General features: G+C 69.3%; 11 protein-coding genes. 4 read left to right on the forward strand and 7 right to left on the reverse strand.

The features are described from left to right. From ACFWN1_RS28275 to ACFWN1_RS28300, 6 genes are all read right to left on the reverse strand, one after another. Window positions 1-526, reverse strand: a 526-nt coding sequence (locus tag ACFWN1_RS28275) for an ATP/GTP-binding protein (protein ID WP_384367848.1), incomplete at its 3' end; no start/stop codon positions are given. Beyond that, window positions 504-860: a DUF742 domain-containing protein gene (locus ACFWN1_RS28280; protein ID WP_384367851.1), complete on the reverse strand. Its 357-nt coding sequence runs from the start codon at window positions 858-860 to the stop codon at window positions 504-506. The genes ACFWN1_RS28280 and ACFWN1_RS28275, both read right to left, overlap by 23 nt. Next, window positions 857-1264: a roadblock/LC7 domain-containing protein gene (locus tag ACFWN1_RS28285; protein WP_384367854.1), complete on the reverse strand. Its 408-nt coding sequence runs from the start codon at window positions 1262-1264 to the stop codon at window positions 857-859. The genes ACFWN1_RS28280 and ACFWN1_RS28285 overlap by 4 nt, the downstream gene beginning before the upstream one ends. Next, a complete protein-coding gene (locus ACFWN1_RS28290) occupies window positions 1261-2706 on the reverse strand; it encodes an ATP-binding protein (RefSeq protein ID WP_384367857.1) in 1446 nt (481 codons plus the stop codon). Before ACFWN1_RS28290 ends, ACFWN1_RS28285 begins: the two co-directional genes overlap by 4 nt. Then, window positions 2706-4550: a glycoside hydrolase family 15 protein gene (locus ACFWN1_RS28295; protein ID WP_384367860.1), complete on the reverse strand. Its 1845-nt coding sequence runs from the start codon at window positions 4548-4550 to the stop codon at window positions 2706-2708. The genes ACFWN1_RS28290 and ACFWN1_RS28295 overlap by 1 nt, the downstream gene beginning before the upstream one ends. 228 nt (window positions 4551-4778) lie before the next feature. After that, on the reverse strand, window positions 4779-5276 hold the full coding sequence (locus tag ACFWN1_RS28300; protein WP_384367863.1) for a DUF6415 family natural product biosynthesis protein: 498 nt from the start codon (window positions 5274-5276) through the stop codon (window positions 4779-4781). A 189-nt stretch (window positions 5277-5465) separates the two neighbouring features. On the opposite strand from ACFWN1_RS28300, the gene ACFWN1_RS28305 reads away from it, so the two are divergent. Continuing rightward, window positions 5466-6854, forward strand: a complete 1389-nt coding sequence (locus ACFWN1_RS28305) for a Tat pathway signal protein (protein ID WP_384367866.1) — start codon at window positions 5466-5468, stop codon at window positions 6852-6854. Between the two features lie 69 nt (window positions 6855-6923). Beyond that, entirely contained in the window at window positions 6924-7412 is a 489-nt protein-coding gene (locus ACFWN1_RS28310) for an SAM-dependent methyltransferase (RefSeq protein ID WP_384367869.1), read from the forward strand. Window positions 7413-7486: 74 nt separating this feature from the next. On the opposite strand, the gene ACFWN1_RS28315 is transcribed toward ACFWN1_RS28310, so the two are convergent. Further along, on the reverse strand, window positions 7487-7942 hold the full coding sequence (locus ACFWN1_RS28315; RefSeq protein WP_384367872.1) for an ATP-binding protein: 456 nt from the start codon (window positions 7940-7942) through the stop codon (window positions 7487-7489). A 254-nt stretch (window positions 7943-8196) separates the two neighbouring features. Here ACFWN1_RS28315 and ACFWN1_RS28320 point away from each other — a divergent pair, with 254 nt between their 5' ends. Continuing rightward, complete coding sequence (locus tag ACFWN1_RS28320) at window positions 8197-9546, forward strand: hypothetical protein (protein ID WP_384367875.1); 1350 nt, start codon at window positions 8197-8199, stop codon at window positions 9544-9546. Between the two features lie 25 nt (window positions 9547-9571). Beyond that, on the forward strand, window positions 9572-10123 hold the full coding sequence (locus tag ACFWN1_RS28325) for a GNAT family N-acetyltransferase (protein WP_384367878.1): 552 nt from the start codon (window positions 9572-9574) through the stop codon (window positions 10121-10123). The last annotated feature ends 336 nt before the right edge of the window (window positions 10124-10459 follow it).

Here is a 10459-nt window from a genome sequence, read left to right on the forward strand (position 1 = left end):
AATCAGAGTTCGGTCGTCCAGGTCCCGACAGGGTGTGTCCCTCCAGGGCGAGCGCCTCGTGGATCTCGGCGAGCGGGTAGCAGGGTGCGCCGTCGAACTGGTTGACCGCGACCGCGTACGCCACTTCGGCCTCTTCGAGGAGGGTGAGGATCTCGTGGGAGGCATCGAGGTCGCGGGGGTCGACCAGGACCAGGGCGCCGAGGGCGCCGACGATCAGCTCCTCCCACAGGAACCGGAACCGGGCCTGGCCCGGGGTGCCGAACAGGTACAGCACCAGGTCGTCGCCGAGGTGCTTGCGCCCGAAGTCGACGCCGACGGTGGTGGTGGACTTCTCCGGCGTGCGGGCCAGGTCGTCGACCACAGCGCTGGCCCGGGTGATGGTCTCTTCCATGTGCACGGGCGGCACTTCGGAGACGCTGCCGACGAACGTGGTCTTGCCCACGCCGAAGGCTCCGGCGACCACGATCTTCGCGGTCGCCGTCACCGTCGGCGCGACGAACCGGTCAGGCGCGAGCGCGAAGGCCATGAAGGACCCTTTCGATCAGTGAGAGGGGAGGGCGGTTGTCGTCCTGGGCTTGGGCAAGGGTCAGCAGTCCCAGTCCGATGAGGTCGGCGATAAGGATGCGGGTGGTCGAGGGCGGCAGGGCGAGTTCGGAGGCGATCTCGGCGACGGCCAGACCGCCGCCGCGGGAGCCGGCGAACAGAGCCAGCAGGCGGCGTCCGTCGGCATTAAGTCCGGGGTGGGTGCCGGTCGCGGCGAAGACCACGCTCTCCAGACGCACGTCCGTGCTGGGGCGGGTACGTCCGCCCGTGCGGACGTAGGGCCTGACCAGGTCGGGATCCTGCCGCGGCCTGCTCATGCCGGCGGTGCTTCCACGCCGCTGGTCACCCGGGTCTTGACGCCCAGATGATCGCCGCTTCCCGCCAGCCGCAGGGCTGCCTCGCTGATCAGGCCGATGTCGACGTCGGGGCTGCTGGTGCAGACGGCGAGCATCGTGTTCTCCCCGGCCGGGACGAGCAGGGAGATGTGGTCGACCGACTCCATGACGAACTGGCGCACGCCCCCGCCGCCGGTCTCACGGTCGTAGGCCCTCGACGCCGCCCACAGCGTCGAGGTGATGGCGGCGATCTTCTCTGCCTGCTCCTGCGGGAGGCGGGGCGTGTAATCCGGGCTCATGCCGTCGGCCGCGACGAGCACGGCGTACTCCACGCCGTCGGTCTCTTCAAGGCGCTCCAGGAACCAGCCGATGTTCTTCTCGCTCATGCCTCGTGTCCTTGCTCGTCAGGGGTCGGGGAGGGGGCGGCGTCAAGTTCGGCGCGTGCCGCCTGGGTGCCGCGGGCCCAGGCGGCGATTACGCTCGCGCGTCCCGGCTCCGCGTTGACCGGGCGGCGGGCGGGATCAGATGCCGGGGTGCCGCGCCGGTTGCGCCGCGTCAGCCCGCTGGCCGTCGTCCTGGCAGCAGCCGGTGCATATAGGCGCCCCTCTGCCAGCGGGTGTGCCGGCACGGCGACGGGCTGCGGTCCTTGCGCGGGCGGGGCCAGTGCCAGGCGGCTCTCTGGAAGCGGGGTGAGCGCACCCTGCGAGACGCTGTGCACCGCGGGTGCGGGAGCGGCCTCGGTGAGTAGGTCCTCGGGCAAGGTGAGGAGCGCGCGGGTGCCCAGCAGCGCGTTCGGGGCCTGGACATCTACCCGGAAGCCGTAGGCGCGAGCGAGGGCGGCGGCGACCCGAAAGCCGGTCCTGGGCAGGGCACCGAGCCGTGTGATGTCGTCGGTTCGCTGGCCGGTGAGGACGTCCCGAGCCTCCTCGAGCTGCTCCGGCGTCATCTGCAGGCCGCTGTCGTCCACGATGACGGTGACCCCGTGGTGGCCCTGCTCGAAGGAGACGTGGACGCGGGACTGCGGCGGGGAGAAGCGCAGCGCGTTGTCCAGCAAGAGGGCGAGGGTATGCACCACGGGCCCGACGACACGGGTCTTCACCGCGAGGGGCAGCTCCTGCGGTGCCACGCGCTGGTAGTCCTCGACGTAGCCCATCGCAGCCCGCACCACATCGGTCAGGGTCGTGGTGATCCAGTGCCGGGTCAGCTTGCCGCCGGCCAGGACGGTCCAGCCCTGCGCGACGAGCAGCGTTTGCTGGACGGTGCGGTCGATCCCAGTCAGCGTCTCGAAGGCGGCGTCGTCCTGGTGCGCACGGACCCCCGCGCTGACCTTGCGGCTGGTCCGGGCGGCCATGCCCACCAGCGCCGACGACACGCTGCGCACCGCAGCCTCGGTCGACCGCACGGCGTTCGCCTGCACGCGGGCGATCTCCGCTTGCGCGTCGGTGTGCGCACGGCGCAGCTCCTCCGCTCCGCGTGTCTTGACCTGTTCGATCTCTTGGTGCGCGGCGTACTGCATGTCACGGACGATGGCCTGGGCGAGGCCGGCGGTGGCCTTGGCCGCGAGCTCCAGCCGCTCGCCGACCGCGGTGCCGGCCAGCTCCGGCGACAGAACAGGCGGAGCAGCCCGGCCGCCGGCCTTGTGGATCTGCGGCAACACCTCACGGACCAGCCGGTCCAGGGCCTGCTCGACGGCCTGCTGCTCGCGGGCCAGGAGAAGTGCCTGCTGTCGTGCCGCGAGCCAGCGGCGACGGGTGACCCAGACCGCTGCCACGGCGACGACGGTCGCAAGGGTGAACAGGACGAGTGTGGTGATGGCGAGCGTGTTCATCACGCACTCGCCGCCACGAGAACGTCCGCCTCCGCCGCAGGCGCACCCGCGCCGAGCTGCTGCAGCAGGAGCGCGGATCCGATGACCCCGATGTGGCTGTACGCCTGCGGGAAGTTGCCCAGCTGCCGCCCGGTGGTGGGGTCGTACTCCTCGGCGAGCAGACCAAGGTCAGTGCGCAGGGCCAGCACTCGTTCGAACAGGACGTGGGCTTCGTCCAGGCGGCCGGTCAGGGCGAGCGCGTCGACCATCATGAACGAGCAGAGGAGGAAGGTCCCCTCGTTACCGGTCAGGCCGTCGATCCCGGCGCGCTTCCCGGCGGTCCGGTACCGGTGCAAGAAGCCCTCGGGGGTGGACAGATCCCGAAGCACCGCTTCCACCGTTCCGACCACGCGTGGGTCGTCCGGTGGCAGGAAGCCCACCCGGGGGATCAGCAGCAGCGCGGCGTCAACCTCCTGCGATCCGTAGGACTGGGTGAAGGTGTTGCGTTCGGCGTCGAAGCCGCGCATGCACACGTCGTGGTGGATGGCCTCGCGCAGCTCGATCAGCGCGAACAGGTCGGCTTCCATGGCGCCGGCCTCGACCAGGCGGATGGTGCGGTCGACGGCCACCCACGTCATGATCTTGGAGTGGACGAAGTGCCGCCGTTCTCCGCGGACTTCCCAGATCCCCTCGTCGGGCATCTGCCACCGCTCGGCCAGGTGCTCAACGAGCCGCTGGTGGAGGACCGCGGTGTCCCCGCACGGAGCGACGCCGCTCAGGTGCGCGAGGTAGAGGGTCTCGATCACGTAGCCGTAGACGTCGAGCTGCACCTGGTCGGCCGCGCCGTTGCCAATCCGGACCGGCGCGGAGTTCTCGTATCCGGGCAGCCATCCCAGTTCCCGCTCCGACAGGTCCCGCTGGCCGGTGATGCCGTACATGATCTGCAGGTTCTCCGGGTCGCCGGCCACCGCCCGCAGGAGCCACTGGCGGAAGGCGTCGGCCTCCTGCCGGAAGCCGGACCCGAGCAGTGCGGCCAGGGTGGTGGAGGCGTCGCGCAGCCAGGTGTAGCGGTAGTCCCAGTTCCGTTCGCCGCCGAGTTCCTCGGGCAGCGACGTGGTCGGCGCGGCGACGATGCCCCCGCTGGGCGCGTACGTCATCGCCTTCAAGGTGATGAGCGAGCGCAGGACAGCGTCGCGATAGGGCCCGGTGTAGGTGCACTGGCTCGCCCAGTCCTCCCAGAATGCCAGGGTCGCCTCCAGCGCGGCTCCGGGCTCAGGGATCTCGTGCGGGCAGCCGTGGGAAGGGCTCCAGCTCAGCACGAAGGCCACGCTGTCGCCGACGGCGACCATGAAGGAACCAACGATCGTCCCATTCTTCTCCTGCTGCTCGACGGCAGTGTCCAGCCACAGCGCGTCCTCGCCGCCCTCGGCTACCATGCGCCCGCCCACCTCATGGACCCACGGACTGATGCGGCCGTACTCCGGGCGGGCGCGCAGCGCGGACACCATGGAGACCTGACCGGCCGTGCCTTCCACGATCCGGATCACCTGCGGCGCTCCGTTGCGCGGCGGCATGAAGTCGGTGACCGTCACGCTGCCGGAGGAGGTCGTCCACACCGTCTCCAGCACGAGGGACTCGCCGACATAGCGCCGCTCGGCGCTCGCCGCGGCGCCCTCCTGGCAGGCAGCGGCGGGGGCTATGCGCCATGCCCCGTGCTTCTCCGAACCGAGCAGGGCCGCGAATGGGGCCGGCGAGTCGAAGCGGGGCAGGCACAGCCAGTCGATCGAACCGTCATCGCAGACGTGGGCGCTGGTCTGCATGTCGCCGATCAGGCCGTACTGCTCGATGCGCGGAAGCCGTTTCATCGTATGGATCTCCGTGAGCCCCGCAGGTACGGGGTGGTATCGGGGCCGCCGCAGCGGCCGGGAGCGGTGGGCAGAAGGCAGATCGGTGGTAACCGGCCCGAGGGGTAGCGTTGCCGGGCGGCGGCAGGTCCTCGACGGCTCGTGCTGGGCTGGCCGCCCACTCGCCGCGAAACACCAGCCAGGCCGTCGGCCCGAGGACCAGAGCGATGACGACGGCGCCGGTCACCGTCATGTCCGCGGCACCGAAGCGGCGAAGACTAGGCAGGCCAGGGCGAGGGCGAAGACGGCCCCGCGCAGCACGTTGATTGACGGCCTTAGCCAACGCCGTCTGTCCTGGCCGTTGATCGGCCCGGGACCTCTTCGTCCCACGTAAGCCATCAGCTCCTGGGTGGCCTCGGCGAGCCGGACCAGGTACACCCGGCTCGGCATGAAGCCCTCGGGGATGCTGCCGGAGCAGAGCTGTTGCGCGCGCTGCAGGGCGGGAATCCCCGGTGCGGTCCGGGCGCCCAATTGGGCAACGTGGCCTCGCAGAAGACGCACGAGGTCCTCGACATCAGCGGCGCTCTCGGGCAGCGGTGAATCCTCGCCCAGCACCAGCGTCACCGTCTCCGACGCGGCTACTACTTGATCGCGCGTCGGCGCCGGCACCGCAGTGAGGGGCGCTTCCCGCCCGCGCCCGCCCACGAGCTGGCTGCCGTCTCGGTGACCATCCAGCAAAAGGCGCATGACACAACTCCTGTTCGGATCAAGCCAAAGTGAGCCCAGATCGCCCGGGCGAGGCGATGGCTGGCGTGCGAAGTGAGTGATCTGGCAGCTACGTTGAGCGAACCGTGAATTCTGTCTGAGGGGTATGCCTTCGCGGACGGGAAGGCCGCCAAAGGCGCCAAAGATCATTTCGGAACCGAGGGACAGTCCATGGTCCGTGAACGCAACGTCGCCCTTGCCGCGCTCATTCGAGAAGCAGCCTGGTCCCAGTCGCAGGCCGCCGCCGCCGTTGCCCGCGTGGCCGCAGAGTGCGGAGTGCGCGAGCTGGCGGCGATCTCCCGCTCGCACATCTCCATGTGGGTGCTCGGCACGAAGCCCAGCGGCCAAGGGCCGCATATCCTGCGCGAGACGCTGTCCCGCAGGCTCGGCCGCCGCCTCGCCCTGGCCGACCTCGGGCTGGAAGAAGCGCCGTCCGGCACGACCGACACCGGATCCGACTGGAGCGTCGACCCTCTGACCGCATTGGCCGAGTTGGGAAGCGACGATCTCGATATGCACCGACGCAAGTTGCTGGCCGCCGCGGCGTATTCCGCCGCCGGCCTCGCTCTGCCCACCATGTCGTGGTGGGCAGCCGCCCCCGCCGCAGCGGCGAACCGCCGACCGGTCTCTTCGCGCGGGGTGACCCAGGCCGACATCGCCGATGTCCGCGACATCACGGTCTACTACTCCGCACGCGACCAGCAGCGCGGTGGTGCATCCGGCCGCAAGGCCCTCGCCAGCCATCTGCTCGACGAAGCGGTGCCGCTGCTCGGAAGCCGGTGCCGTACCGATCAGCTTCGTCGCGACGCGTACTCCGCGGTCGCGGAGATGGCGTACCTCGCCGGCTGGATGGCTTTCGACGCAGGTGAACACCGCACTGCCCAGCGCTATCTCACTGTCGCCGCCCGGATCGCGGCGGAGGCTGGCGACGGAGCTCTCGGTGGCCATGTTCTGCGGGCCCTCGCCCACCAGGCCGTGGATCTCGGGCACCCACGCGGGGCACTCGATCTGGCCGACGCCTCGATGTCCCGCGACCGCTACGGCCAGGCCAGCCATCGCGAGAAGGCGCTGCTGGCGATCGTCCACGCCCGGGCCCTCGCGGCCAACGGTGACCGCGTCGGCACATTGGCGGCGATCAGTCGAGCGGAGCGCGACCTCGCCCGCGCTGACAATGCCGAAGCCCCCGCCCGCGTCGGCTTCTTCCAGGAAGCCTCCCTTGCCCACGAGACCGCTTGCGCCCTGCGCGACATAGGGCAGCCCCTCGACGCGGAGATCCACTTCAAGCGGAGTGTGGCCACACGCCGACGTCAGCAGTTCGCTCGCACGCACAGTGTGACGCTGGGCTACCTCGGCGCCGTCCAAGTCCAGCGGGGAAACCTCGACGAAGCGTGCGCCACCTGGAACGAAGCACTCGACGCCATGACCGGAGTCCAGTCCGGCCGAACGCGCGACGTCATCGTCCGCATCCAGAGTGATCTTTCGCCCGTCCGGCAACGCGGAGGCCGCCATGTCACCGAGCTGGACCGGCGGGCACGCGGCATGCTCCGGGCCATAGGCTGATCGCGACACGGACGTTCGATGCCTGACGGCAGCCCGCGGACCAGCATCACCCAAGGAGAGGAAGAACCGGTGACGACGTACGAGGTCCAAGCAGTTGCAACAGTCGTGGGCGGCCACACCCGCCTGCAAGACGACTACCAGGGCGGAGTCGAATCGATCATTCGAATAGACGGCGCCTTCCCGCTCGAAACCCTGCAGGGCATCGAGAAGTTCTCCCACCTGACAGTGACCTGGCATTTTCACCAGGCGCGACCCGAGGACGTCCAGCTGCATGCACGCAGCCCACGAGGAAACCCGAGCTGGCCGGCCACAGGAACCTTCGTCCACCGCAACCACCGACGCCCCAATCAACTGGCCGTCAGCTACCCGCGGCTGCTCAGGGTCAATAGTCGGGACCTTGTCGTCACCGACCTCGACGCTGTAGACGGGACTCCCGTCCTCGACGTCGCGCCATACTTCGAGCAGATGGGCCCACGAGGCTCGATCCGTCAGCCAGCCTGGCCGGGAGAAATGCTCGCGACCTATTGGGATGACGCGAAAGGACGTCCTCAGTCCTAAGTCGATGCCAACGCGTCTATGGTGAACACTGACTGTGGTGGCATGGACCGTGTCTGGCTGCGCGCCCTGGATCTTCATCGCGGCGTCTCAACGGGAATTCCGAATGCCGCCCATGTGGTGAGTCCACCGTCGCTCGCGCCCCAGTCCATGGCGAGCTGGTCGATCATGTGCAGGCCGCGCCCGCGGGTGTCCTCATCGTGTATGGGCCGCATCCGGGCAGGGGCGTAGTTGTGGTCGCTGACCTCAACCAGCAGACGGTCCACGCTGCACTGCACCCGCAACTTGATGTCGCCGTAGCCGTGCTGGATCGCGTTGGTGACCAGTTCGGAGACGGTGACGACGACGTCAGCGGTCAGCGATTCGGGTACGTGCCACAAGCGCAGCTGGGACGCGGTCATTCTGCGGGCGCCGGCGACGCGGCAGCGCTCGGGGGTGAAGGCTGCGTCGAATCCCAGCGTCGACGGCCGGGGGCCCCGGCTCTTTGAGTCCTGCCCGACAAGTGGGGCCGTGGTGCTCGTTGTCGAGTTCATCGCTGGCCTCCCGGTCATGCGCAGAGTCCGTGTTCAAATCGGCACTCTGCACGATTACTGGAACGAGCGTGGCCAACTACGCGACCCAAAACCACCCATGAAGTTCCATCGCCTTGGCCCGGCCGTTGCCAAGGAAGCCTCGGTGTTCCATCGGACTTTCTTCGACTTGCTGAAAGATCCTCGCTCCGGGCAGCTTGGGGGAGAAGTCGGTCTAACTTCGGTTGAGTTGACGTGCTGGCGCACAAGGAGGGCACATGCCGGAGACGCAACCCACCCTGTTCCGCGCCGAGGTTGACCGGCGCGCCTGGAAGGATCATGTCGTCTTCCTGCGGCACTTCAGGAAGTACGCCGAAGAGGTCGCCACGCTCGATGGGCTGCCGCATCTGGCCACACTGGAGCCCGCAGCCGCCACCTTGGAGGCTTGGTACTACACCGCACGGAAGCCGCAGAAGGACTTCCAGCGGGTCCTGACCCACATGTTCGGTCACAGCATCGACCAGCTCTGGGGGCCAGCCGCACAGGCGACTCCAGGCGCGGCGCCCGGCACGCCACACACTGATGTCCCTGCCTACCTCGGCACGGACCTGCGCGAGATGAGAAAGGTGGGCGCGATGGCTGCGCGACGCGCGATGCAGTTCACTCTGGGGGCCGAGAATAACCAGGTGGGAGAGGAGACACTGGGCTTCCTCCGTGATGAGGTGTCCCGCATCGCCCAGGAGTACCCGCGGGTCCCCCTCCCCAAGCTCTGGGAGGACCTGGCCCAAACGCAGGACGACGCCTTCCGACTCATCGAGGGCGGGCGGGCCCGGCCCACGCAGGCCCGTGAGCTGCTGCGAATGGCCGCCATCCTCTCCTTCATGATGGCCAAGGGCAGCCACGACATGGGGGACCCGGCGACCGCCCGGATGCAGGCCCGCACCGCCGGCTTCTGCGCCCGCGAGGCCGAAGAACCGGCGCTCGTAGCCCTGGTTGACGGGCTGAAAAGCCTGATCGCCTACTGGGCGGGGCAGCCCGAGGACGCCCTCCACTTCGCCCGTCAGGGCGCCGCGGCCCAGCACCAGGGCGGCAGCGTGTCGGTGTGGCTCCCCGGCCTCGAAGCCCGCGCCGCCGCAGTGCTGGGCGACGCTGAAGCGGTCCAGGAGGCCACCGTCCGCGCCGAACGCCTCCGCGAGGCAATCAGCCCCGACGCGCTGGACGAGCTGGGCGGCCTTCTGACCTACTCCCTGCCCAAGCAGCGGTATTACCAAGTGGAGACGGCCGTCCTCCTGGGCCAAGGCGACGACCGTCTGGGCAGGCTCGCCGAGGAGGCGGTGAAGGGCCTAAGTGACAAGGACGACCCTAACTGGGCCTTCGGCGACCTCGCCGGCTCCCAGTGCAACCTGGCCCTTGTCCGGCTCAACAGCGGCGACCTCGAAGGCGCGGCGGACGCCGTGCGACCCGTGCTGGACCTGCCCCCCAGCTACCGAAACGCCGGCATCGTCACCTCCGTCCACCGCGTGCGCAGCGCCCTGTCCATCGGGCCCCTGCGTGAGGCGGCCACCGGCCGGGAGTTGCACGAGGAGATCGGGCTCTACAAGCCCAACCGCCCCGCTCTGCCTCGGTAACCGTCACGCCGGTACAGTCGCCAGCATGTACCCCGTCGCCCGCTCCAGCGCCCGCCTCGCCCTGCGCGAGACCGACATCGGAGACGCAAACGGGGTGCACGCAATCTACGGCGACGCAGAGGCGACGGCGCACATGTCGTTCGAGCCGCGCACCCGCAACCAGGTGGGCCAAATCGTGACCGGCTGGATCGCTTCCGCCACGGCCGAACCCCGTACGGAGTACGGCCTGGTCGTCGTCGAGCGAGACACGCAGCGCCTGGTGGGGGTCGGTCGCCTGGCGATCGACCCCCACCAGCAGCGTGCGGCCACGATGGGTTTCGCGCTACGCCCGGACGCCTGGGGCATCCGGTACGGCCTGGAGACCGTCCACCTGCTCCTCGCCGTCGCCTTCCTCGGCCTGGAGTTGCACCGCGTCTGGGGCGCCCGCTCACCGCTCAACGAGGCTTCCGCCCGCACCATGACCGCCGCCGGGATGGTCGAAGAGGGGGTCATCAGGAGCCACATCCAGCGCGCCGGGCATTGGCGGGACTCCATCGTTCACGGGATCCTCGCCGAAGAGTGGAAGCACCCGGCCTGACCCGCCCGTGCGCTGCGGCGTCGGCCCGACTGGGCGGCCCTGCGGAGGTTGTCCTTCTACTCCGGTGCCAGGCTCTTGGTGATGAGCGGCAGCAGTTTCTCCGGCTCGGTGGTTCAGATTGCGCCCCCGATGGAGAAGACCGCGTCCCAGCTCTGCTCGGTGCAGCTGAGGAATCGCACGCCTCGGCCCGAACGAAGCGCACGGGCTCGTCCTGCCACCATGCACAGGCCCACTTCACTACCTAGCCTCGAAGTTTCGTGACGGTCCGCCGACGGAGTCGGTGGACCGTTTTCGTGCTGTGGGCTGAGGTTGGGCAGGCCGAGGACCCGAGTGTCG

It is taken from the genome of Streptomyces sp. NPDC058459, assembly GCF_042721685.1.
Taxonomy (GTDB): Bacteria; Actinomycetota; Actinomycetes; order Streptomycetales; family Streptomycetaceae; genus Streptomyces.